This is a genomic window from Candidatus Omnitrophota bacterium (assembly GCA_013791745.1).
GTDB lineage: Bacteria > CG03 > CG03 > CG03 > CG03 > CG03.
The window spans coordinates 1-22,659 of sequence record VMTH01000099.1; the positions used below are offsets into that span (position 1 = coordinate 1).

At 48.5% G+C, this 22,659-nt stretch carries 24 protein-coding genes and 1 tRNA gene; 22 read left to right on the forward strand and 3 right to left on the reverse strand.

Annotated features, from left to right (window positions below):
* Nucleotides 1-90: 90 nt before the first annotated feature.
* Nucleotides 91-164: transfer RNA gene (locus tag FP827_04440), tRNA-Val, on the reverse strand.
* Nucleotides 165-241: 77 nt separating this feature from the next.
* Between FP827_04440 and FP827_04445 the strand changes: the two genes are divergently transcribed.
* From FP827_04445 to FP827_04540, 20 genes are all read left to right on the forward strand, one after another.
* Complete coding sequence (locus FP827_04445; GenBank protein MBA3052323.1) at nucleotides 242-1,657, forward strand: Rne/Rng family ribonuclease; 1,416 nt, start codon at nucleotides 242-244, stop codon at nucleotides 1,655-1,657.
* On the forward strand, nucleotides 1,644-2,129 hold the full coding sequence (locus tag FP827_04450) for a type II secretion system protein (protein MBA3052324.1): 486 nt from the start codon (nucleotides 1,644-1,646) through the stop codon (nucleotides 2,127-2,129). The genes FP827_04445 and FP827_04450 overlap by 14 nt, the downstream gene beginning before the upstream one ends.
* Nucleotides 2,072-3,466 (forward strand): response regulator, encoded by a 1,395-nt coding sequence (locus FP827_04455; GenBank protein MBA3052325.1) that lies wholly within the window; start codon nucleotides 2,072-2,074, stop codon nucleotides 3,464-3,466. Before FP827_04450 ends, FP827_04455 begins: the two co-directional genes overlap by 58 nt.
* Complete coding sequence (locus FP827_04460) at nucleotides 3,466-4,053, forward strand: methyl-accepting chemotaxis protein (GenBank protein MBA3052326.1); 588 nt, start codon at nucleotides 3,466-3,468, stop codon at nucleotides 4,051-4,053. Before FP827_04455 ends, FP827_04460 begins: the two co-directional genes overlap by 1 nt.
* Nucleotides 4,054-4,060: 7 nt before the next feature.
* On the forward strand, nucleotides 4,061-4,861 hold the full coding sequence (gene murI, locus FP827_04465) for a glutamate racemase (protein ID MBA3052327.1): 801 nt from the start codon (nucleotides 4,061-4,063) through the stop codon (nucleotides 4,859-4,861).
* Nucleotides 4,843-5,208, forward strand: coding sequence for a 6-carboxytetrahydropterin synthase QueD (gene queD, locus FP827_04470; GenBank protein ID MBA3052328.1), 366 nt, complete (start codon nucleotides 4,843-4,845; stop codon nucleotides 5,206-5,208). The genes murI and queD overlap by 19 nt, the downstream gene beginning before the upstream one ends.
* Nucleotides 5,205-5,882, forward strand: a complete 678-nt coding sequence (gene queC / locus FP827_04475) for a 7-cyano-7-deazaguanine synthase QueC (GenBank protein ID MBA3052329.1) — start codon at nucleotides 5,205-5,207, stop codon at nucleotides 5,880-5,882. Before queD ends, queC begins: the two co-directional genes overlap by 4 nt.
* A complete protein-coding gene (locus FP827_04480; protein MBA3052330.1) occupies nucleotides 5,879-6,544 on the forward strand; it encodes a 7-carboxy-7-deazaguanine synthase QueE in 666 nt (221 codons plus the stop codon). Before queC ends, FP827_04480 begins: the two co-directional genes overlap by 4 nt.
* A 55-nt stretch (nucleotides 6,545-6,599) precedes the next feature.
* Nucleotides 6,600-6,887: a hypothetical protein gene (locus tag FP827_04485; protein ID MBA3052331.1), complete on the forward strand. Its 288-nt coding sequence runs from the start codon at nucleotides 6,600-6,602 to the stop codon at nucleotides 6,885-6,887.
* 40 nt (nucleotides 6,888-6,927) lie between these two features.
* The gene (recA, locus tag FP827_04490; protein MBA3052332.1) at nucleotides 6,928-7,965 is read left to right on the forward strand and encodes a recombinase RecA; all 1,038 of its coding nucleotides are present in this window, start codon (nucleotides 6,928-6,930) and stop codon (nucleotides 7,963-7,965) included.
* A 14-nt stretch (nucleotides 7,966-7,979) separates the two neighbouring features.
* The gene (gene xerD / locus FP827_04495; protein MBA3052333.1) at nucleotides 7,980-8,846 is read left to right on the forward strand and encodes a site-specific tyrosine recombinase XerD; all 867 of its coding nucleotides are present in this window, start codon (nucleotides 7,980-7,982) and stop codon (nucleotides 8,844-8,846) included.
* A gap of 108 nt (nucleotides 8,847-8,954) precedes the next feature.
* Nucleotides 8,955-9,428 carry a peptidylprolyl isomerase gene (locus FP827_04500; protein ID MBA3052334.1) on the forward strand — a complete coding sequence of 158 codons (474 nt, stop codon included), beginning with the start codon at nucleotides 8,955-8,957 and terminating at the stop codon, nucleotides 9,426-9,428.
* Between the two features lie 2 nt (nucleotides 9,429-9,430).
* Nucleotides 9,431-10,660: a diaminopimelate decarboxylase gene (gene lysA / locus FP827_04505; GenBank protein MBA3052335.1), complete on the forward strand. Its 1,230-nt coding sequence runs from the start codon at nucleotides 9,431-9,433 to the stop codon at nucleotides 10,658-10,660.
* 27 nt (nucleotides 10,661-10,687) lie between these two features.
* Nucleotides 10,688-11,743, forward strand: a complete 1,056-nt coding sequence (gene dapA, locus FP827_04510) for a 4-hydroxy-tetrahydrodipicolinate synthase (protein ID MBA3052336.1) — start codon at nucleotides 10,688-10,690, stop codon at nucleotides 11,741-11,743.
* Complete coding sequence (locus tag FP827_04515) at nucleotides 11,740-12,492, forward strand: 4-hydroxy-tetrahydrodipicolinate reductase (GenBank protein MBA3052337.1); 753 nt, start codon at nucleotides 11,740-11,742, stop codon at nucleotides 12,490-12,492. Before dapA ends, FP827_04515 begins: the two co-directional genes overlap by 4 nt.
* On the forward strand, nucleotides 12,489-13,700 hold the full coding sequence (locus tag FP827_04520; protein MBA3052338.1) for a hypothetical protein: 1,212 nt from the start codon (nucleotides 12,489-12,491) through the stop codon (nucleotides 13,698-13,700). Before FP827_04515 ends, FP827_04520 begins: the two co-directional genes overlap by 4 nt.
* Before the next feature lie 19 nt (nucleotides 13,701-13,719).
* Nucleotides 13,720-16,641, forward strand: coding sequence for a DEAD/DEAH box helicase (locus tag FP827_04525; protein ID MBA3052339.1), 2,922 nt, complete (start codon nucleotides 13,720-13,722; stop codon nucleotides 16,639-16,641).
* 47 nt (nucleotides 16,642-16,688) lie between these two features.
* On the forward strand, nucleotides 16,689-16,997 hold the full coding sequence (locus tag FP827_04530) for a helix-turn-helix domain-containing protein (protein MBA3052340.1): 309 nt from the start codon (nucleotides 16,689-16,691) through the stop codon (nucleotides 16,995-16,997).
* Nucleotides 16,930-17,067 carry a histone protein gene (locus FP827_04535; protein MBA3052341.1) on the forward strand — a complete coding sequence of 46 codons (138 nt, stop codon included), beginning with the start codon at nucleotides 16,930-16,932 and terminating at the stop codon, nucleotides 17,065-17,067. Before FP827_04530 ends, FP827_04535 begins: the two co-directional genes overlap by 68 nt.
* 14 nt (nucleotides 17,068-17,081) lie before the next feature.
* The gene (locus FP827_04540) at nucleotides 17,082-17,423 is read left to right on the forward strand and encodes a hypothetical protein (GenBank protein MBA3052342.1); all 342 of its coding nucleotides are present in this window, start codon (nucleotides 17,082-17,084) and stop codon (nucleotides 17,421-17,423) included.
* A 115-nt stretch (nucleotides 17,424-17,538) separates the two neighbouring features.
* On the opposite strand, the gene nadE is transcribed toward FP827_04540, so the two are convergent.
* Nucleotides 17,539-18,261 carry an NAD(+) synthase gene (gene nadE / locus FP827_04545; GenBank protein MBA3052343.1) on the reverse strand — a complete coding sequence of 241 codons (723 nt, stop codon included), beginning with the start codon at nucleotides 18,259-18,261 and terminating at the stop codon, nucleotides 17,539-17,541.
* A 59-nt stretch (nucleotides 18,262-18,320) separates the two neighbouring features.
* Between nadE and FP827_04550 the strand changes: the two genes are divergently transcribed.
* Complete coding sequence (locus FP827_04550) at nucleotides 18,321-19,268, forward strand: response regulator (protein MBA3052344.1); 948 nt, start codon at nucleotides 18,321-18,323, stop codon at nucleotides 19,266-19,268.
* Between the two features lie 43 nt (nucleotides 19,269-19,311).
* On the opposite strand, the gene FP827_04555 is transcribed toward FP827_04550, so the two are convergent.
* Nucleotides 19,312-20,805 (reverse strand): glycosyltransferase, encoded by a 1,494-nt coding sequence (locus FP827_04555; protein ID MBA3052345.1) that lies wholly within the window; start codon nucleotides 20,803-20,805, stop codon nucleotides 19,312-19,314.
* A gap of 498 nt (nucleotides 20,806-21,303) precedes the next feature.
* Here FP827_04555 and FP827_04560 point away from each other — a divergent pair.
* Nucleotides 21,304-22,659: glycosyltransferase family 39 protein (locus FP827_04560; protein MBA3052346.1), on the forward strand; the 1,356-nt coding region annotated here is incomplete at its 3' end.

The following is a 22,659-nucleotide window of genomic DNA, read 5'->3' on the forward strand; positions in this document are numbered from 1 at the left end:
CCTTCGACTTCGCTCAGGAAAACTCGCGCATCGCTGCGGTCTTCGAATCCCGACGCAAGCCAAGCAGTTGGCTTGCTCAGCATACTTAATTGGGCAATGCAGGATTCGAACCTGCGGCCTCTGCCTTGTAAGGGCAGCGCTCTCACCAGCTGAGCTAATTGCCCGCTTGAATCATCGAAAAGTATTGTAGAAAATAATGATACATTTTGCCATAAGCGCGTTTTTTTGCTAAAAAGGAGGCATGCGAAGACAAGAAGTTAAGAATATTATACTCATAGAAGTTGACGCGGATGAAAAGCGCGCCGCGTATCTGCGCGGGCACGAGGTGCAGGAACTCATTATCGAGAGGAAGGAAGAACCTTCCAGGATAGGCGACATATATTATGGTCTTGCCTCCGGCATCAACAACGCCATTCACGCCGCTTTCGTCGACATAGGTATTGGAAGGAACTGTTTTCTCCCTTTTTCGGATTATCCGGAAGCAATAAAAAAAGGGGAGAGGCTTTTCGTTCAGATAGCGAAAGATGAGATCAAGACCAAGCCCGCGCGCCTGACCGGTTACATATCCGTTCCCGGCCGCTTCCTTATCTTCATGCCCAATTCAACCCGCGGCGGCGTTTCAAAAAATATTACAGACAGAAAAGAGAGGTTCCGTCTGAAAAAAATAATGGAGGAACTTAAATCCGTCCACGGCGGCGCCTGGATAGCCAGGACTCAGGCATCCGGCAGAACGGAAGAAGAAATAAAGAGCGACGGGGAATTTGCCGCTTCGATATGGCGGGATATAGAAAAGGAAAAAATCAGTGATATAAAAACAGGGCAGATATACTGCATGCAGGATTTTACCCCGAAAATTTTAAGAGAAATGCTCAATGATAAAACAGATGCCGTTTATGTCGAGCCGATCGAGGAACTGGAAAAGGCGAAAAAATATCTGAAGCAGATCGCCCCGGATAAAAAAGCGTTTCTCACAAGCGACGAGAAAGACAATCGGAGCCTCTTTGAAATGTATGGTATTGAAAAAGTCATCAGGGAATTAACCAAGCCTTCTGTGGCGCTCGCCTCCGGAGGCGAGATAGTGATCCAGTCCACCGAGGCTCTCACGGCCGTGGATGTCAACAGCAAGGGATTCAAGAAGAAGGGCTCGGTTGAAGACACGTCTTTTTGGACCAACAAAGAGGCGGCGAAAGAAATAATGAGGCAGATAAGGCTCAGGAATATAGGCGGGATAATCGTCTGCGACCTTATTGATATGGAAAAGTCTTTACACAGAAAGGAAATTTATGACATAATGCAAGAGGCGGCCTCGTTTGACAGGGCCAAGATCGATATTCTGCCGCTGAACCGGCTGGGCCTTGTGGAAATAACAAGACAGAGGCTGGAGGATAATATCCTTGAAAAGGTGAGCGTCAAGTGTTCACACTGCGACGGGAGCGGCCGCGTGTTATCGCCCCTGACGATGCTCATAAGGATAAAGAGGCATTTGATGAAAAACAGGAAGAATCTAAAAGCCGTGTCGGTGAATGTTTTTGTGCATCCGACTGTCGCGGATATGTTCACGGAAGACGCCATAGATGCCCTGGCCGCGTCTACCGGCAAAAGGATAAGGATCCGCGCGGATTACAAAATTTCGGAGCAGGAATATGAGATCGAATAAAGCTTTTACACTGATCGAGCTGATGATAGTTGTCACTATCGTCGGCCTGCTGTCGGCTGTAGCGGTGCCCAAATTTGCAGATATGATGCGGAAGGCCAATGAAGCCGTCACAAAAAGCAATCTCGGCGTTCTGAGATCGGTGGTCTCCATTTATTACGCGGATCACTACGGCATTTGGCCTTATCAGAATGCCGGCATCGCGGATTGGGCTTATATTTCTGTTGTTGACCCCGGCTGCGGCGCTCTTGTTCCCAAATATGTGAGCGCGATTCCCGCGCTGAAGACAGGGCAACTCATACCCAATGAGGGGAAAAACGATGTCGCGACGGCGGTTGACGGCATCACACTCCATTACGATACGAGGGATACTATAGGATCTCAGGCGGCGTGGGTTTATTATGTAGATTTGGGAACATGGTATGTCAATTGCGAGGAATTAGACACAAAGGGCGAGGGGATACACACATGGTAAAAGAAACGGCCTATATTATCGCGGAAGATAAGGATTTTGCCGCTAAGCTCAAGGGTGTTATTGAAAGCGATTACATTGTGACGCTTTTCGAGTCGCCGGAAGAGGCGATTGACGAAATCCTGAAAAAAAAGCCGGATGTTGTCGTCAGCGAGATGGTGTTTTCTTCCATTGACGGGATCAATTTCGCCGCGGGCTTAAAGGAAAAATGCCTTGAATCGCCACTCGTCATACTCACAAAGCTGCATCCCACGCCTAAAGTCGCAGAGCTTCTGGGAATAGCGGGCTGTTTCAACAGGGATTTGAGCGATGAGGATATGCTCGACAAAATAAAAAGTTTGTCCGGCTGGAAAAAGAGAAAGGTGTCACCCCCGCAGCTTCCCATAATAACGGAAGGCAGTATAGGCATTGCCATTCAACAGCTGCTGAATGAGGTGTATAATGAGAAAAAGAATGAGTGCCTAGCGTGCATAGGCAAAAAGGATTTTGCCAGAGCCCTGGAAATAGCGACATTTTTAAGGAGAGTTTTCCCGACAGATTTGAGGACTCAGGGCCTTATAAGGGAAATTGTGCATTCAAAAGAGGCGGAAAGCCCGAAAACGGAGCAGACATCTTTTTCGGCTTCACGCGAGGATATCAATAGAGAGACCAGGGCCGCACGCGGCGCTGTTGACTCGGGCAATTTGGCGCTGATGCTTGAAAGCGCGAAGAAACTTCTTCTGATGGAAGATGTAAAAAACGGCATAAGGCTCTTGAGGGAGAGCGTTGTCTTTTCCGAAGAAAATCCCTATCTGGCTGAACGTATCGTGATCCAAAAGGAATCCTCTCCCGCGTCTGTACTGGACATTTTGTGCGCGGGCTCAGTTTTCCTGAGTTTTTTCATATATCCTTATGTTTTTGCCGGAGTGGGTATTTGTTTCGGCATCGCCGCATGGGCCATGAAGAAGGAAAGAAAAGCCGCCGCTGTAGCCGTGCCTATGGCTGTTGTTATAATAGCGCTGAATTTTTTTAATTTCCCGCTTCTTTCCGGTATGGTCGCGGATTGGCAGGGGAAAGCCGCCACCAGGAGAATATTCAGTGTTGAGCCCAAAATCTTTAACCCGGGCTCTGACACGCTCATCATAAAATACAGGGTGAAGGAAATCTCCCCTGTTGTTATCACCGCGGCGTCTTCCCGTCAGAGCGCGGAAATACTGAATAATAAGGAACACGATACCGGTGTTTTTGAGATACCGTGGAAGGGCAAAACGGATGACGGCTCGCTCATAAAAAATAATTTCAGGGTGAGAATTAAAATAGGCGATAAAAGTTTTACGGAAAAAATTTATACAGGCGACTGATGCCTTTATACGAGAGAAAGCATTTTTTTACGCACAAGAATTATCAGCTAAGGTACACGGCCTATATCATAGCGGCCATGATAAGCGTGGCCGCTGCGATATCCGTTTTAACCTTCACTCTGGCCTATCCTCTGCTCTCATCCAGGCTTTCCGAAGCCGTGACAAAGTCAATTTCCATGGATGTGGCAAGAGGCCTGCTGCTGCCTTACTGGGCGGGGGTGATAGCGCTTATCATAGTAGCCGCGGCGGCAGGGATTCTCTTCTCCCACAGGATCGTCGGGCCTGTGAACAGGATGGCCTCGCTCATCAGCCTTATGGACGAGGGCGATATATCCAAAAGGCTTGTTCTCCGCGAGAAAGATGAGTTTCTGCCCCTTGCGGGGGCCATCAACAGGCTTCTGGAAAATTTTTCCGGCACCGTCAGGACATCGCGCGATAACTCAAGGCGTCTCGGTGACGAACTGCAGGAACTTGAAAAACTCCTCAAAAACAAAAACGCTTTTGAGAGCGACATAGAGAATAGGTTAACGTCAATAACAGCGAAGAAGGAAGCTATATACAGAGAGCTGTCCAAATATAAATCCTGAAAACAGCATGACCCCCAAAAAGTGTTCCGTACCCGTCCGGAGAACCAGAATAGGCGTGTTTGATTCCGGTATAGGCGGTCTGACAGTCTATAGAACTCTCCAAAAAAAATACCCCTTCTGTGATTTTATTTATTACGCCGACACCGCTCATGTGCCCTACGGCGGCAAATCAGGGAAGACCATCATCGCCTACACGGAAAAAATCGTGTCTTTTCTTCTCAGGAAAAAGGCGGACCTGATAGTGTGCGCCTGCAACACGGCATCCGCTGTGGCGCTTGAGAGTATTTCCAGAAACTGCCCTGTCCCTGTTCACGGAGTTATCGCCGCGGCGGTTGAGCATGCGGCGGTTTTTTCGCGCGTGGCCGTTATCGGGACGAAACTCACGATAAAAAGCGGGGTGTACGAAAAACAGCTGAAGAAAATAAACAAAAAGATCAGAGTGAAATCCCTGCCGGCCCCTCTTTTCGTGCCTCTGGTGGAGGAGGGCTGGTCAGGAACGGATGTCGCGGAAAAAGTCGCCGGAATATATCTTGCCCCGATCCGCCGCATGCGCCCGGAAGCGCTGATAATGGGCTGCACGCATTATCCCATACTCAGAAGAGAAATCGCTGATTTCATGGGGCCGAAAACGCGCCTCGTGGATTCTTCATCGCTGGCTGAGGCGATCTCCGGAAGTGTCCGGATTTGCACGGGCACAGGGAAGAGTTCTTTTTATGTCAGCGACGACCCCGGGCATTTTGTTAAAATGGCAAAAGAAATAATGAAAGTGTCCGCAGGGAGGGCTCAACTGTGTACAGAATTTTTGTAAAAGATCATTTCTCTTCGGCTCATTATCTCAGGGGTTATAAGGGTAAGTGCGAAAATCTTCACGGCCATAACTGGGGCGTGACGGCGGAAGTGTCGGGCGTAAAACTTAAAAACGCCATGGTTATGGATTTCAAAGACTTAAAAGAGCATCTGAAGCGGGTTATCTCGCCTCTCGACCATTCTCTCCTAAATGACCTGCAGGATTTCAAAAAGCTCAATCCCACATCCGAGAATATAGCGCGCTATATCTTTAAAAAATTGGCGGCGCTCCTGCCTGCCGGCGTGCGCCTGGAGGCAATAAAGATCTCGGAAACGGACAATAATATAGCGTCTTATTCCCGGAAATGAAAAAACGCAAAGCGGCCGTGCTCCTGTCCGGCGGGCTGGATTCGTCAACCATTCTTTACTGGGCAATAAAGCGCGGTTATGAAACCCATTGTCTTATTTTTTCATATGATCAGCGTCACAGCGCAGAGATCAGAAAAGCGGTAAATATAGCCGGGTGCGCAGGGAGGCCCTTCACGATTGTTGACATAAAACTCCCATGGGGAGGGTCAAGTCTTCTCGGCCGCGCCGGGCACATCCCTCCCGGCAAGGTGTCTTCCAAAAAAATTCCGTCAACTTATGTCCCCGGCAGAAACACGATATTCATCTCGTACGCGCTGTCTTTCTGTGAAGCGGCAAAAATGGATTATATCGTCATAGGCGCAAACGCTGTGGATTTTTCCGGTTATCCGGATTGCCGGCCGGCTTACTATGACGAGTTTAATAAACTTTTAAAACAGGCGTCTCTCGGCAAAGTGTCTATTAAAACCCCGCTTCTCAACAAAAGCAAAAAAGAGATAGTGCTGCTCGCCCGGAGGCTCAAAGTGCCGCTCCGGCACACATGGTCCTGCTATGAGGGCGGACGGATTCCCTGCGGAAAGTGCGATTCCTGCCTGCTCAGAGCAAAGGGTTTTAGGCAGGCGGGGATGGAAGACCCTGCTCTTTGCCGGAACGGGGCAGGCCAATTAAAGAATTGAGAAACAGCAAAAGCGTAAAAGGCCGAATAGCCGAGATATTTTTTTCAATTCAGGGGGAGGGTATTTATGCCGGTCTTCCGTGCTGGTTTGTGAGATTTTCCGGGTGCGATAAAGACTGTTCTTATTGTGATACGCTTTACGCCAAAACCGGCGGGACATTAATGACTGCTGAAGATGCGGCCTCGCGCATCAAAGGCCCTGCGCCTGTTGTGATAACGGGAGGAGAGCCGACGCTGCAGGGCGAATTCCTCAGCGCGCTTCTGTCTGAAATCAAGTCGGGAAAACATTCCGCAAGGCAGGTTTTTATAGAGACCGCCGGTTCAAATCTCCTCGCCGAACCGGGAGTTTTTGAGCACATTTCTTTTCATGCCGAGCTTCCCCTTACTCCTCCCGTCAGAAAATTCATACGGAGCATAAGTGCCCGGCCTTTTACGCTGAAAATCGTCATCACCGCCGCGGTAAAATTTGAAGATGTTATCAAAGCCAGCCGTTTCCTCGCTCAATTCGCCAATTCAACTATTGTGCTGCAGCCTGTGAGCGCAGAAAAAAAGATCGATAAAAAAGCCCTGAAGAAGGCCGTTCTTTTTGCAGGGCGTATTCAGCGCTTTTACCCGAAAGTGCGGATGCTCCCGCAGATACATAATCTCCTTGCTCTGAAGTAACGCGCTAAAGTAACGCGCTATTGCAAAAAAGCCGTTTAATTTCTAAAAATAGGGTATGGAAAGGGAGATAGACAAGCCGGACAGAGATGAGATCAGCGTTATAATCTATCTCGGTAATTGCAAGATAAAAGGCAAAGTGTTTGTGCCGCCCGGAGGCAGGGTGTCGGATTTCGTCAATTCCCCCGTGAGGCAGTTTATTCCTGTCACCGACGCGGAGATAGATTCCATCAGCGGAGCGAAATGGTCTTACCGCGTCAAGTTCCTCAATCTTAACAAGAACGAAATTGTCACCATATTTCCGGAGGCGGCCTTTATAGAGGCCAAAAAAACTGAAAGTGTTTGATGTGAGCGCGGGTGTCGTGAAAAAATAATCGGAGGACAAAATGTCAAAAGATGAAAAACAGAAAAGTTTAGATGTGGCGCTCGCTGAAATTGAGAAGAAGTTCGGCAAGGGTTCCATAATGAGGCTGGGCGATGAAAAATTTTTCGGCAAGGTGACGGCTATTCCCACAAGGGCTATGTCGCTTGATATCGCGCTCGGTATAGGCGGTATCCCCTGCGGCCGCATCACCGAAATTTACGGGCCCGAGGGCGGCGGCAAGACCACTCTGGCTCTGCAGATAATAGCCAATGTCCAGGAGGCCGGCGGAACGGCGGCTTTCGTTGACGCCGAACACGCGATGGATCCGGATTACGCGGAAAAAATAGGCGTTAACATCAAAGAGCTCCTTATTTCGCAGCCGGATTCCGGTGAGCAGGCCTTACAGATAATAGACACTTTGATAAGGAGCGGATCCATCGATATCATCGTTCTGGATTCGGTGGCGGCTCTTGTGCCCAAAGCCGAGCTTGAAGGGGATATAGGCGCACCGACGGTGGGGCTTCAGGCGCGCCTCATGTCGCAGAGCCTTAGGCGTCTGGCTTCGGCCATATCCAAGTCCAGGACAGCGGCGGTTTTCATAAATCAGATAAGAGAAAAGATAGGCATGACTTTCGGCTTCGGCGGCACGACAACAACACCGGGAGGCAGGGCGCTCAAATTTTATTCGTCCGTCCGTCTGGACATCAGAAGAATAGGATCCATAAAAAAAGGCGAGGACATAATCGGCGCGAGGGTCAAGGTCAAAGTGGCCAAAAACAAGGTGGCCCCGCCTTATAAAGTCTGCGAATTCGATATATATTTCGGCAAAGGGATAGTCCCCGAATCTTCTCTGCTGGATGTGGGAACTGATCTGGGTTTGATCAAAAAAACGGGCAACACCTTTTTTTACGGCGATGTCAAACTCGGCATCGGCCGCGAAAATTCCGTGGAAATGCTTCTGGCCGATAAAAAAGTCTCATCGGCGCTTGAAAAAGAAATACTGAAGATCGCGTTTCCCGAAAAGAAAAAAGACGAAAAGAAAAAATCTGATAAAGATTAATTTTTCCGCGAAGAATGGATAAAGCTTCGGCGCTTCTTGCCGAATACGGGGATTATTGCGCTTCGGAGAGGGGCCTGTCAAAGCTCACCATCCAGGCTTACACAAGAGATATCAGGGAATTTTTCTCAACGATTGACGTTCCGGTCGCGAATATAGGCGAAAAACACATCACGGCTTTTTTAAGGGAAAAAAGAAGCGGTGTTTCAGCCCGCACTCTGGCGAGGAAGATCTGCGCTCTTAGAAGTTTCTGGAAATTCCTGGTGGAGGACGGTATGGCGCAGCGGAATCCCGCTTCCGCCCTGAGGAGCCCTCGGCTTGAAAGCTATCTGCCGGATGTTCTCAGCGTCCCGGAGGTGGGACAGGTTATAAACCGGGTAGCGCGGGGCAGAAGGACATCTTTGAGGAATACCGCCATGATAGAAGTGCTTTACGCCGCCGGTTTGAGAATCAGCGAACTGATATCATTAAAGGTCAAAGACGTCAATCTTGATGTGGGTTTTCTCAAATGTCTGGGCAAAAGAGGAAAAGAAAGAATTGTCCCGATAGGAGAGAAGGCCTGCTCCGCGGTGAAGGCCTTTCTGCTTTTTTCTCCCGCGGAAGAGGGGGATTCCCTTTTTCGCAATCCGTCCGGCGCGCCGTTTAGCCGTATGGGCGTGTGGAAAATAATAAAAAAACTCTGCGCGGACGCCGGTATCACAAGGCGGATAACCCCGCACACTTTCAGGCACAGTTTCGCGACGCATCTTCTCCAGAACGGAGCGGATCTTCGCGTCATACAGGAGCTGCTCGGCCACGCTCAGATCAGCACAACTCAGATCTACACGCACATTTCCACCAAGCGGCTCCGCCAGATACACCGCCGTTTTCATCCCCGCGGCTGAAAGTCCGCCTGGCCGGAATTCATCTTCTATTTTTGCGCCAAATATGATAAAAATAGAAATAATGGAACGGATAACGGAGGGCTTGTGAGATTTTTGCCGGTTTTTTTGATGGCGTTTTTATTCTTATCGTGCCGCGGTGAAGCGCCCGTCGCTGAGCTTGAGACGGAGAAGGGTCTCATAGTTGTAAAGATGTATCCTGAATATGCGCCGGAAACTGTAAAAAACTTTATCGGGCTGTCGAAACAGGGCTTTTACGACGGTTTGACTTTTCACAGGGTGGTGAAAGATGTGATCGTGCAGGGCGGCGATCCACTGGGTCACGGCGGCGGCGGTGTGGGCTACACTCTCCCGGCGGAAATATCCCGGGAACTGAAGCATGTGCCGGGCACCGTGGCTATGGCGCGTATGGATGACAGCGTCAATCCGGATAAGAGGTCAAACGGCAGTCAGTTTTATATATGCCTTTCGTCCGCGCCCCGCCTTGACGGAGAGTACACAATTTTCGGCGAGGTGACGCAGGGTTTGGATGTGGCTGCTCAGATATCCCCCGGGGATAAGATCATGAAGGTGAGGCTGAAGTAAATATGGATTATTTCAAGTATAAAGGATCTGAATTGTTCGCCGAGGAAATACCATTGAGCGTTCTGGCGGAAAAATACGGAACGCCGCTGTATGTGTATTCAAAAAAAACGCTTCTGCGACATATCGGAGAAGTGAAAAGAGTTTTCCGTTCGTCGGGAGCGCTGATATGTTTCGCTTATAAGGCCAACAATAACAGCGCGCTGCTCAAACTGATGAATCAAGAGGGCGTAGGCGCGGACTGTGTTTCTCTCGGGGAGCTGCTTCTGGCGCGTAAAGCGGGTGTGCCGAAGGATAAGATCATCCTAAACGGTAATGGCAAGACGGATGAAGAGATAAGGCTCGCCCTTAAAATGAACATCAGGATGATAAACGCCGACAGTGCGGAAGATCTTTTGAACATATCCAGGGTAGCGGGCAGTATGAAGACAAAAGCCCGCATAAGTTTTCGCGTAAACCCGGAAATCAGGGTGCCGACCCATCCGCACATCGCCACGGGCCTGAAAGAATCCAAATTCGGCCTGGCCTATGATGACGCTCTTAAAGCTTACAGGCTCGCGGCGTCGCTTGAGACTATTGAAATTTGCGGAATGCACATGCACATAGGTTCGCAGATAACAGAAACCGCTCCTTTCGCCGAGGCGCTGAAGAAACTGGCGGTTTTTTCAAAACAACTCGCGAAGTCCGGAATCAGGCTGAAATACATTAATGCCGGCGGAGGCCTGGGCGTTAAATATCAGAGCGAGATACCCGAGACTCTGGACAAATACGCCGCTGTTATAAAGAAATACGCGCTGAGGATCGCGCCGAAAATTATAATCGAGCCGGGCCGCATGCTCATCGCCAACACGGCCGTGCTGCTTATGAGAGTGATATCGAATAAGCAATCAGGGCGCAAAAATTTCATCGTCGCGGACGGCGGAATGAATGATATCATGCGGCCCAGCATCTATGGCGCGTATCATGAGCTTTTGCCGGTGAAGGTTTTTTCCGAAAGAGAAAAGAAGGATTATGATATTGTCGGCCCCATCTGCGAGTCGGGAGATGTGCTGGCGAAGAAGCGGAGGATGCAGAATCTGTATGCGGGGGAGTTTCTTGCTCTCAGGGGCGCGGGGGCATACGGCTATTCCATGAGCTCAAATTACAATCTTCGCGCCCGCCCCGCGGAAGTGCTCGTTGACGGCAGCCGCGCGACTCTTATCAGAGAGCGCGAAGATATCCGGGAACTCATATGACTCAGAAGGAATTAAAGAGGAGGGAATATGGAATTTAAAGGCGCGTGGACCGCGTTGGTGACGCCGTTTAAGGAAGACGAAAGTGTGGATTGGGAAGGCCTTAATAAAAATGTGGAATTTCAGATAAAGGAAGGAATATCCGGCCTTCTTCCCATGGGAACAACAGGGGAGTCCCCCACCGTTAGCCATGACGAGCACGGAGCGGTCAATAAAAAAGTTTTTGAGCTTGCCGCCGGGCGCTGCGGGCTTCTCGCGGGCTGCGGTTCCAACTCGACGGAAGAATCCATCAGATCCGTAAAATCCGCTGCGGAAGCAGGAATAAAAGCGGCGCTGATAATAGACTGCTATTACAACGGGCCGTCGTCTTTTGAGCTCCGCACGCGGCACTATGGCAGGATTGCCGAGGCTTTCCCCGATATTGAAATGGTTCCTTATATCATTCCGGGACGAACCGGCTGCGAGTTATCCGCCTATGACCTGGCTCTTCTCGCTGAGAAATACGCCAACATCAACGCCGTTAAAGAGGCCACCGGCAATCTGGAGAGAATGTCAATAGAAGGCGGCATTCTGCCGGAGAACTTTGCCATTCTTTCAGGCGATGACGGGATTACCTTTGAGATGATGGCCTCGCCGAAAATAAAAGCGAAGGGCGTCATATCCGTGCTGAGCAACGTAGTGCCCGCGGCCATAAGCAGGATGTGTGAAGCTGCCGCTTCCGGTAAATACGGCGAGGCTGAAGAAATCAACCACAAACTGAAGCCTCTTTTTGAGGTTATCACGGTTAAAAGCACGCGCATGGTGGAAATAAAGGGAAACCAGTATAAAGTGACGGATAAATTCCGCAACCCCGTACCGATTAAAACCCTTATGGGCGCTCTGGGTATGCCCTCCGGTAAGTTCAGGGCACCGCTGGGAATGATGACGCCGGCCGGCGGTTTGACCCTGCGCTCGGCGCTTAAAAGTGTGTGGCTGCTGAGCCCCGAAATTTTAAAGCCGATACAGGAATTTTATGGCACGGATATAGCGAAAGTCCTCTCGGATGATTCCCTTTGGAGAGCGCTTTCGTCGGTGGAGGAGAAATGATAAAAGTCTGCATAGCCGGCTCGTCCGGAAAAATGGGAAAGGCCATAGCGGAAAGTGTTTTGTCGGCTTCGGGCATAGAAATAGGGGCTCTTCTGGAAAGAGCGGATTCCCCCGATATCGGAGGAGTAATTCACGGACACAAGGTGAGCGCGGATATAAAGCTTGCCGGTTCCGCCTGCGATTGTCTTATTGATTTTACCGCGCCGGAGGCGACTCTTGAGCATCTTTCATTTTTTGATGGCTCCGCCGTCATAGGCACAACGGGTTTTACGGCGTCTCAGGCGGATGAAATCAGAAAGTACGCTGAAAAATTCCCCGTGGTTTTTGCCCCGAACATGAGTAAGGGCGTCAATCTTTTCTTTTCTCTTGTCCGCCGTGCGGCTGAAAAATTACAGGAGTATGACATTGAAGTGGTGGAGGCCCACCACAACAAAAAAAAGGATTCGCCTTCGGGGACAGCCCTGAAGCTCGTTGAAGAGATAAAAAGCGTACGGCAGCTCAATGATGTTTATGGAAGGCATGGTATGACCGGCGCGCGTAAAAAGGATGAAATAGGTATACATTCAGTAAGGGCAGGGGATATTGTGGGCGAGCACAGCGTGATGTTCGCGGGTCCGGGCGAATGTTTTGAGATATCCCACAGGGCTTATTCAAGAAGTTGTTTTGCGGAAGGCGCCGTCGCGGCGGCGCTGTGGCTTGAAGGCAGAAAGCCGGGCATTTACGGCATGGATGAGGTGCTGGGTTTATGAAAAAAGTTTTTTTCCTGGGCGCGGTAGCTCTTCTTTCTTCCTGCGCGTCTTTGAGGGTACCTCTTTCAGCGCTCCGGCCCGGCGGCGGAGAAGAACTTTCCGCGGTCATAGCAGCGGGGGGAGATGTCAACGCTGTTTATCCCGGAGGCATTTCGCCTCTCATGGAGGCCTCTTACCGCAATCTTCCGGATATTGCGCTGCTTCTGATTGACGCGGGCGCTCATATTGAAGCGCGGGACAAGGACGGTTTTACGGCGCTTATGTATGCGGCCGCCGGAGGCGCTGTTTCCCCCGCGGAACTGCTCGTACAAAAAGGCGCCCGCACGCAAGCGAAGGAATATCTCACAGGGAAAACGGCGCTTTTTTTTGCCGTGGAAAACAATTCTCCCCGTATGGTAAAAATCCTTTTTTCCAGCGAGGAGGCTGTTTTTGACGGCGGTGTCACGGCGCTGATGCATGCCTCGGCGAGGGGTGTGACTGAGGCATGCGCCGAGCTCATTAAAAGCGGAGCGGATATAAAGAAAAAAGATGACTTGGGCCGAGACGCTCTTTTTCACGCTGTCAAAAACAACATGATAAAAACAGCGGATATACTGATAAGATCCGGAGCTTCTGTCAAAGCGGAATACGACTCCGGGCTCCTACATCTGGCCGCCGCGAAGAATAATATAGATATGATCAAACTGCTTTTGGGCGCGGGCGCGGACATGTCGGTCAGAGACAGGCATGCTTTCAGCCCCTTCGGCGAAGCCGTGAGGTCGGGTTCTTTTGAGGCGGCCTCTTTTTTTCTTGGCTCCGGAGCCCTGGCGAATGAAAGGCAGGGTGATCTGACGCCTCTGATGATCGCCGCGAAAAACAATGATCTGAAAATGGCCTCGCTCCTGACCGAGAACATGGCGGATGTCGGCGCCGCTTCTTCCGACGGCACAACGGCTCTTTTTTACGCGGCTATGAGGAATTACCATGTCATCGCGGAATTTCTCATAGGGATGCTCGCGGATGTCAACGCGGCGGATGCGAAGGGCTGGACGCCGCTTATGGCCGCTGTCGCGGAGAACAGCCTGGAGACCGCGCGTTTGCTGATCAAAAACGGGGCGGATATAAACGCCCGCAATGCCGAAGCGCTCAACGCTCTGGAAATCGCCAAATACAAAAGAAACGATAAAATGATATCCGCGCTCAAGGCCTCCGGGGCCCGGGAATACTGAAGCCGCTTTTTTTATTTCAATGGCGGCGGTTAAAAAAATAAGAGATTCCCTGTCTTCGGGCCGCGCTTATTTTCTGACCGGCCTGCTGAAAGAACATAACATTGTCCTCGCCGTGTTTGAAGATTCTCCGGAAGCGGAGGCGGTGTATAATGATCTTCGCGCATTGGGGGAGACCGCTGCCTCCCTTTTTACGGAGGATGATTCGCTGAGAGCCGGGGCCCTTTCAAATCTTCTCCACAGGACTAAAAATATCATTGTGAGCGATGCCGTCTCCGTGGCGAGCGGTGTGCCTTCGCGGAATGAATTCACTGAAAATTTCAGGATCGTAAAGGGCGCCCAACTGTCACCGCAGGACGCCGCGAAGAAACTTTGCGGAATGGGTTTTGAGAAAAGCGATTTTGTTTTTGACAGGGGCAAATTTTCTTTAAGAGGCGGTGTGATGGATTTATGGGATTTTGCCTCTCCGGATCCTTTCAGGATACGTTTCGGTATCAGCGGAGCCGACAGCATCAACTTATTTGATCCGTCAACTCAGCTCAGCGGCAGGGGCATAGATACGGCGGAGATCTCAGGAAGTCCGCATGGAGGAGAAAAGCTTTTTTCTTTTTTCGGAGAGCCCTGCGCTCTCGCCCGCGCCGGCGGGGTTTCGGTTGAGGCCGTCGCGGCGGCGGACTATGTTTTTTCGCCGGACGGCGCCGACACAGGCATAAGACGGGCGCCTGTTTACAGCGCCAGGATGGATTTCCTGTTAAAAGATCTGAAAAGTTTCGCTTCTGAAGGATTCAGGATAAAAATATTTTGCGCCGGAAACGACGCTCGGGAATACCTTGAAGAAGAGATAACTTTCAGTGGCGGCATTCCCGCTGAATACATTCACGGCGATATATCGGGAGGATTCCTTTCAAGGCCGGATAAGCTCCTGTGCCTTAAAAGCGCTGAGATATTGGGTTTTGGGGGCCGTATTTCGCCGGCGCCGCGGTCCACTGCGGCGGAAAAATTTACTCCTGAGGCGGTGTATAAGAGGGGTGATATCGTCGTGCACGAGGATTACGGTATAGGGAAATTCATCAAGCTGGCCGAGTTTGAAATAAAGGGCAAGCCCGTGGATTATGTGTCTATATCTTACGCGGACGGCACAGCGCATATACCGGTGGAGGAGTTCGCCAGACTCCACCGCTGGAAAGCTCCCCGCGGCGTGAGGCCGGTGATATCCAGGCTCGGCGCCGACGAATTCAAAAATAAAAAATCCAGGGTATATAAGAATGTGTTCAGCATGGCAAAGGAGATCATGGATACCGGAGCTCGCAGAAAAAAGATCCGTGGTGTTTCTTTCAAGCCGTATTCGGCCGAAAAAGATTTTATCCGGCGTTTTCCATATGAGGAAACTCCCGACCAGCGGCTTGCATCCCGGCGGATTTTATCAGAAATGGAAAAACCCTTTCCCATGGAGCATCTTCTTTGCGGCGATGTGGGCTACGGGAAAACGGAGATCGCCATGAGGGCCGCTTTCAGATGCTGCTGGGGCGGATATCAGGCCGTGTGCGTGGTGCCCACGACCATCCTCGCGCAGCAGCAGTATTATGTTTTTCGCGAGCGCTTTAAAGGTTTTCCGGTGGAGATAGACATGCTTTCAAGGTTCAGCGCTTCCCGCCGGGGGGAGGTTGTTGAGCGCCTCGCCTCCGGCCGCACCGACATACTGATCGCCACGCACTCTGTCTTTTCAAAAGATATCGTTTTCGCGAAACTCGGACTTGCCGTCATAGACGAGGAGCACCGTTTCGGCGTCAGGCAGAAAGAACTGCTGAAGAACAGATATCCCTCGGCCGATATCCTCATGATGTCGGCCACGCCTATCCCCAGAACTCTGTCAATGTCGTTTTCGGGGATACTGTCGTTTTCAATAATAGAAAGCCCGCCTCCCGGCCGGATGAGGGTTGAAACTTTTACCGGGTCCTATAACGATGATCTTCTCAGGGAAGCGGTCCGCCGTGAAATATCCCGGGGCGGACAGATTTTTTATGTGTATAACCGGATCTCCGGGATAAATAAATTGTGTGAGGATTTTATGAAGATGTTCCCCCGTCTCAGGGTGGTGACCGCGCATGCGGGGATGTCTGCCCAAAAACTTTCGGAGGTGATGAGGGCTTTTGCTAACGGAGAATACGATGTTCTCATTTCCACCGTGATAATCCAGTCGGGACTCGACATAAGTAATGTCAACACGCTCATAATAAGAAAATCGCAGCTTCTGGGCCTTTCTCAGATGTATCAACTCCGGGGCCGTGTCGGCAGAGGCGCTAAAAGGGCATACTGTTATTTTTTCTATGACTCCGAAGCAAAAAAGAACTCCATGAAACGCCTGGAATTTTTGAGGGATTATGACGCCCTCTCTTCGGGCCTGAAAATCGCCATGAGCGATATGGAGCTTCGGGGGGCGGGGAATATTTTCGGCCCCCAGCAGCACGGCTATATTAAGGATGTAGGCTCGGAGCTTTATTTCAAACTGCTTGAGAAAGCCGTCAAACGCCTGAAGGGAGAAGCGGATGTAAAAGAATGCCGTATCGTTTTTTCTTCCGGGGGAAGGTATATACCGGAGGATTATGTCGTTTCGCAGGAAGAGCGTTTCCGGCTGCTCATGAGATTGTCAAGGATCAGCAGCCTTGAACAGCTTGACAGGTATGAGGCGGAAATTGTTGACCGTTTCGGGGTTTATCCCGAAGAGGTGAAAAAACTCATGGAATCCGCCAGGTTGAGGATCACCGCTATCATGGCCGGTATCAGCGGCATAGAAGAAACATCCTCCGGCTTTAATGTCAGCAAGAACGGCCAGAGCGTTTTTTATGCTTTGTCTCAATCGGACTTGATTAAAAAATTCCAGCAAGGAAAAGCACCTGAAAGCGGTTTCCAGCCGAAAGCAGTACCTACTAAAAGGGAGCGGTAGAAATTACCACTTGACAACAGAAGGCAGTAGATGTAAAATTCTATTGGATGTTGATTATGCAAAAAGAAATAATGAATGTTTCCGAGTTGGCAGAGTATATAGGCGTCAGCGGATCAAAGATATACAAGCTGATCAGGGACAAAAAAATACCTGCGTCCAAAATAGGCAGGCAGTATAAATTTTCTAAACAGGTAATCGATTCATGGCTGAAAGAACACATTATTACATCTTCTTTGAACGGACCCCTTTTTCAGCCTAAAAAAAATATCGTAAAAGGGGGTGAGAAAAATGGTGAAGAAAAAAGCAGCGAAGAAAAAAGTCGTGAAGAAGAAAGTGGCGAAGAAAAAAGTCGCTAAGAAAGTCGTGAAAAAGAAAGTCGCGAAAAAAGTCGTGAAAAAGAAAGTCGCGAAAAAGAAAAAGAAGTAAGGAGGCTATCTAGTATGGCTCAGAAAATTGTTAAGCTTGGTTTGAAAAGAGAGAAAAACCATCTTTATTACATCGGCAAAGACGGAAACGTCTGGGCCGCTCCGATGGCTCGCGCGGGCAAAAAAGGCGGAAAAGCCAAAAAAGTCGCCGACGCCGGAGTGAAAAAAGAGAAAGGTTTTCTTTATTTTCTTGACAAGAACGGTGACGTAGCGAAAGCCACAATGTCCCGCGGCGGCAAGAAAAGAAAAAAAGTAGCGAAGAAAAAAGTCGTGAAAAAGAAAAAAGTCGCGAAGAAGAAAGTCGCTAAGAAAAAAGTAGCGAAGAAGAAAGTCGCGAAGAAAAAGAAAAAAAGATAGTTTTCTTTTGGCCGCGCCTTTCCCGATCACGTGTCGGGACAGGCGCGGTTTTTTTTTATATCCTTGTGAAGGGAGATTGTGAAGCCTGCTGCGGGGAATTTTAACAGGGCCGGATTTAGCGGATTTTACAGATGTCGGGAAATTTCAGTTTGTGGGCCGCGCGGCCTATCATTTCTTTAGCCCGTTTTTTTTGCGGGGCCGTCAGCCCTGCCGGTATCTTATCTGTACGGGTTATTCGATCCATTATTTCATAACTCAAACCTATTTCCTGTTCGTCGCTCTGGCCGGGCCACAGGCCCGCGCTCGGGGCTTTGTCAATGATTGATTTAGGAATGGCCAGTTTGACCGCGAGCTCCCTCACCTGTTTTTTCAGGAGATCGCCCAGCGGCAGCACATCCGCGGCGCCGTCGCCGTGTTTTGTGAAATATCCGAATTTCAGCTCTGTTCTGTTGGAGGTGCCGGCGACAAGGTAATTTTTAGTGTTGGCGAAATAATAAATGATCGTCATCCTGAGACGCGCTTTCATATTACCCCGCCCGGTTTTTGAACTTTTAACGGCGCAGGTTTTGAGTGCCGAACGGTACAATTTTGTCAGATCTATTACGCGGAACGGGATTCTGAATTTGCGCGCGAATTTTTTCGCGTCCTCAATATCTTCTTTGAGGGATTCGCATGGCAGAATAAGAGCCGTGGTCTTCCCGCCTGAGGCCTTATGCGCCAGCACGGCCGCGACGGCGGAATCTATACCGCCGCTCAAGCCGAGCACAAAACCCGCCGCGCGCGCGCTTTTGAGCTTTTTCCTAAGGCCGCTTATGATTTTTTTTTCCATGAGCTTCAATTGTACATTAATATTTGCTAAAATTAAAAGTACTCTGAATAGGGCTTATTGGCCGGAATATGGAAAAAATACTGATAGTAGAAGACAACCCCGACGGTGCCGAGGTGCTGAAAGACATATTGTCTGCCGAAGGTTATATCTGCGATATAGCGCCGGATGGCGCCACCGCCGAGCTGAAGGCTCCGATGAATGACTACGGCGTTATACTTCTGGATATAATGCTGCCGGACAAAAGCGGTTTTGAGCTTCTGGAAAAATTTAAAACCGATTCAACCACGTCGCTGACGCCCGTGATCATGCTCACGGCTCTCAACGACACGCAATCGCGGATCAAGGGATATAACCTCGGATGCAACGATTTTATCTCAAAGCCCTATAACCATTACGAGCTCATGGCCAGGGTAAAAAATCATATCAGACTGAAAAACGCCCTTTCCGATCTGGAAGACACCAATAATGTCCTCTACACCCTTGCCGCGGCGATTGAGGCTAAGGACCGCTATACCCGCGGGCATTCAAACAGGGTGAGCAATTACTGTTATAATCTCGCCCGTGGGCTCGGCTGGAGCGAGAATGACTGCATAGGAATAAAGCGCGCCGGACTCCTGCACGACATAGGCAAGATAGGCGTGCCGGATTTCATACTGACAAAGAACGGCGGCCTGACGGCGGAGGAATATCAGATAATTAAAACCCATCCCGTTCTCAGCGCCGAGATATGCTTATCACTGACAAAACTGAAGGATGTGATACCGATAATAAGATATCATCACGAGCGTTATGACGGCAAGGGTTATCCGGGGGGGCTTTCCGGTTCCGCCATACCTCTCGGCGCCCGCATAATGGCGGTTTGCGATTCATGGGACGCGATGACTTCGGACAGGGCATACAGAAAGAAAATAAACAGAGACGATGTGATAAGGATACTTAACGAATGCGCGGGCAAACAGTGGGATCCGGAAATAGTGGGATCCTTTATCTCTTTTTTGAAAAATAATCCTGAATAATTTTTTCGGCCTGAGGATTTATTTTTCCGGAAAGCGAAAGTTTTTACATTGCCTTGACAACTTTGCTCTTTGAAACAATGGCATAAAGAGTGGTGCCTAACGGAAAATTGAAATTGTTCAGGGTTTTGATTTCAACCCTGAATAAAAATTTCAGAAAAAAATTCAAGAATTCAGGCGGTAGCGTTGTGGTATCGCTGTGAAACTTTTGTTTGGGCACGAGAAATTTTCTCATTATTCTCACTGGCGCTACCGCAAAGAAAGACAAAAAGAAAAAGTAGCCCATTTTTCTTATTTTTAAGCCTGCTTCGTGCAGATCACATGACAATGATGTTTTTTCATACCTCCTCAAATGGCCCAGCGCCTCATCGTGCTGACTCCAGAGAAATCTGAAAGCGGGAACCGTTATGATAATTCTGCCGTTGTCCTTCAAAACCCTCTTCAACTCCAGCATCACTTCTGCGGGGTTTAACGTGTGTTCCAGAAGGTCAAGACATGTAATAACATCAAACGATCTGTCCGCGTATGCAATTTTTTCAACCGGGCTGAGAATCACATTTTTCAGACCTCTTCTCCTGCAGAATCTTACCGCCTGTTCAGAAACATCAATGCCTGTAGTCCGGCCTAACCTGCTGAATGCCGTTAAATTACCGCCCGTACCCGCCCCAGCGTCAAAAATGTCCGGAGACGGAATTTTCAATGACTTTATCAGATGCTCAACAAGTTTTCTGTGACTAACAAACCACCAGTGATGATTTTCCAGTTCATACATATATTTGTACTCGTCGGGTTTCATATGCCCGTCCAAAGGTCTTATCGGAGTGCAATGCCAGTTCCTTATCTGCAGTATGTTGAAAAACATTTTTAATGAATCTGAAAACAAATTAATTTTGGAACCTCTGACGTGATGCCATGAAACAGGCCCCTCCTTAATTCTATACCCCATTTTGTTGGCAAGGTATAAAATCTCCATGTCAAAACCGAAACCCGTTATGTGACTTCTTGAAAACAGAGGCCGTATAATTTCTTTTCTGAACATTTTAAAACCGCACTGGGTGTCCTTAATGTCCTTAAAAAGAATTGTCCTGATACAGAAATTGAATATACTGCCTACGAGTTTTCTGTACCATTTCACCTTCAAAACCTGTCCTTCGCTTTTCAAAACTCGTGAGCCGACAAAAATATCATAACCCTTATCCAGAATGTATTTTATGTTTCTCTCTATTTCCTCCGGATATACAGAGCCGTCAGCATCAAGGAAAACGCATATATTGCCGTTTGACTGGAGAAATCCTCTTTTAACAGTATAGCCCTTCCCCCTGTTTCGCCGTATTTTGACCACTGACAGAGCGGGGTATCGCTTTTTATATGACATCGCAACTTCAAAGGTTTTATCTGTACTGCCGTCGTTTATGACAATTATTTCATAGGTCTCTTTCCGGCTGTTACAGTAAGAAATAAGCCGGTCAAGAAACAGCGGTAACCGCCGCTCCTCATTAAACGCCGGAATCACAATTGAAATATCTATCTTTTCACTCATATTCTTCTCTATATTCTACCATTTCAGCAGAAAATTAAAAACGAACCTATTTTTATTCCACTCAATTTTTTTGTAAGATGCTAATATGACATGGATATTTCCTACTGTCTTGTGCGCGATTTTCTTGGAGGTGCATGGCGTATACGCAAGATACCTGTGTCTTCAAAAAATCCTCGGCACATCGGTTATATTATTTCCCGATTTTCTATTTTCTTTTCCAATTTTTTTCATCTCTGCGGCGGAAGCAGTATTTCAGCCGATACCCAAAGGTTGCTGGCCGATGTCTTCTCTGGTAGTTGTTGGTAACGTTACAGGCTTTTACGCATTCATTAACGCTCTGAAATTCTCGGAGGTCGCCATTCTCGCCATCTTACCGATTTTGGTAATGCTCTTTTTTTTTAGGAGTTTGAAAAACCATAACGAGAAGAAATATAAAATTTTTAATCATCTGCGGTTTTTTCAACGTGCGCAATAGCCTACTTTATCTTAACATCTGATATGCCGAAACTAAAAAAGCAAAAAACGCACTACTATAAAATTGCTTTAATAAGCGCTTATCTGATTCTCGGATCATTGAGTATTCTGCAAAAATCCGCGAGTTTTGACGAAATTACGCATTTCGCCAACGGCATTGTTTATCATAAAACAAAAAAATTCAGCCGAGGTCCCCACCATCCTCCGCTTTTGAAATTAATTGCAGGGGCCGCTTCCTGGTTTACAAAAACTGAAATACCCCCTCAGGAGGAAGCGACGCAATTAAACGTGCTGAAATGGCGGCCGCCGTTGGATTTCATCAACGGACACAAACTTTTCTACAATATGAACAATAGAACCGGCCTGCTGTTTTTTCTTGGAAGGTTTTTCATGCTTTTACTTGGAATTCCTCTCGCACTGATTCTCTCAAAGTGGTCGGAGAATCTTTACGGAAGCAGCGCAAGTATAATAACATTGGCCTTATTTTGTCTTTCACCGAATATTTTAGCGCACGCCCGTCTTATCACAACTGATTTCGGAAGCGTTGCCTTTACGATTATCGCCTCTTTTTTCCTGTGGAGATTTACAAATTCTCTGAAGTTAAAAGATCTGCTTCTATCCTCGGCTTTGTGGGGACTTGCTTTAGCCAGCAAATACACCGCTATTTTCTACTTTGGGGTTTTTCATCTTACGGCTTTTTTCCTATGTAGCAAAAAAAAGCATTTCATTATCCTTAACTTTCTGCAAATACCAATACTGATTTTTATAATTAACCTCTGCTATTTCTTTACGGAACCAGTAGGCAGGAATTTTTTTGAGCCCTCCGAAATAATGTTTCTTCCTGAGGCTTTCCGTTCTCTCTTCGTATTTTTTTCAAAAATTTCCTGCCTGCCGAAGATGTATCTGAAAGGAATTCTTATCAGTTTCATTCATTCGCGGTACGGACACAGCGCCTTCCTCCTCGGACGCTACTCAATTCAGGGGTGGCGGTATTATTACCCGCTAGCCTTTATCGTTAAATCAACCTTTATTTCAATTTTTACAGCCGCCGTTTCAATCATAAGCGTCAAAAAAAAGAAAATAACTCGCGGCGAATTATTTTATCTGGCGCCCGCTCTTTTGTTTACGCTCTTTATGATGTGCAGTAACCTGAATATCGGGATAAGGCACATTCTTATTTTATGGCCGTTTATGTTTCTTTTCTCAGGCAGGGCATTAGAAATTATGCCCAAAAAATTTATTAAAATTATTGTAATTATTGCGGCTACCGAAAATCTGATAATCTTTCCGCATTATATCTCGCAGTTTAATATACTTCTTGGCGGAGCAAAAAACGGATACAAATACCTCGGCGACTCAAATCTTGACTGGGGACAGGAC

Coding starts and splice junctions, on each gene's coding strand:
- FP827_04450 (MBA3052324.1), top strand. CDS start 1,644: ATGAGATCGAATAAAGCTTTTACACTGATCGAGCTGATGATAGTTGTC.
- recA (MBA3052332.1), top strand. CDS start 6,928: ATGTCAAAAGATGAAAAACAGAAAAGTTTAGATGTGGCGCTCGCTGAA.
- FP827_04535 (MBA3052341.1), top strand. CDS start 16,930: ATGGTGAAGAAAAAAGCAGCGAAGAAAAAAGTCGTGAAGAAGAAAGTG.
- FP827_04500 (MBA3052334.1), top strand. CDS start 8,955: ATGGCGTTTTTATTCTTATCGTGCCGCGGTGAAGCGCCCGTCGCTGAG.
- murI (MBA3052327.1), top strand. CDS start 4,061: ATGACCCCCAAAAAGTGTTCCGTACCCGTCCGGAGAACCAGAATAGGC.
- FP827_04460 (MBA3052326.1), top strand. CDS start 3,466: ATGCCTTTATACGAGAGAAAGCATTTTTTTACGCACAAGAATTATCAG.
- FP827_04550 (MBA3052344.1), top strand. CDS start 18,321: ATGGAAAAAATACTGATAGTAGAAGACAACCCCGACGGTGCCGAGGTG.
- FP827_04540 (MBA3052342.1), top strand. CDS start 17,082: ATGGCTCAGAAAATTGTTAAGCTTGGTTTGAAAAGAGAGAAAAACCAT.
- FP827_04515 (MBA3052337.1), top strand. CDS start 11,740: ATGATAAAAGTCTGCATAGCCGGCTCGTCCGGAAAAATGGGAAAGGCC.
- FP827_04455 (MBA3052325.1), top strand. CDS start 2,072: ATGGTATGTCAATTGCGAGGAATTAGACACAAAGGGCGAGGGGATACA.
- lysA (MBA3052335.1), top strand. CDS start 9,431: ATGGATTATTTCAAGTATAAAGGATCTGAATTGTTCGCCGAGGAAATA.
- FP827_04525 (MBA3052339.1), top strand. CDS start 13,720: ATGGCGGCGGTTAAAAAAATAAGAGATTCCCTGTCTTCGGGCCGCGCT.
- FP827_04445 (MBA3052323.1), top strand. CDS start 242: ATGCGAAGACAAGAAGTTAAGAATATTATACTCATAGAAGTTGACGCG.
- FP827_04555 (MBA3052345.1), bottom strand. CDS start 20,805: ATGAGTGAAAAGATAGATATTTCAATTGTGATTCCGGCGTTTAATGAG.
- xerD (MBA3052333.1), top strand. CDS start 7,980: ATGGATAAAGCTTCGGCGCTTCTTGCCGAATACGGGGATTATTGCGCT.
- queC (MBA3052329.1), top strand. CDS start 5,205: ATGAAAAAACGCAAAGCGGCCGTGCTCCTGTCCGGCGGGCTGGATTCG.
- dapA (MBA3052336.1), top strand. CDS start 10,688: ATGGAATTTAAAGGCGCGTGGACCGCGTTGGTGACGCCGTTTAAGGAA.
- FP827_04485 (MBA3052331.1), top strand. CDS start 6,600: ATGGAAAGGGAGATAGACAAGCCGGACAGAGATGAGATCAGCGTTATA.
- FP827_04520 (MBA3052338.1), top strand. CDS start 12,489: ATGAAAAAAGTTTTTTTCCTGGGCGCGGTAGCTCTTCTTTCTTCCTGC.
- FP827_04530 (MBA3052340.1), top strand. CDS start 16,689: ATGTTGATTATGCAAAAAGAAATAATGAATGTTTCCGAGTTGGCAGAG.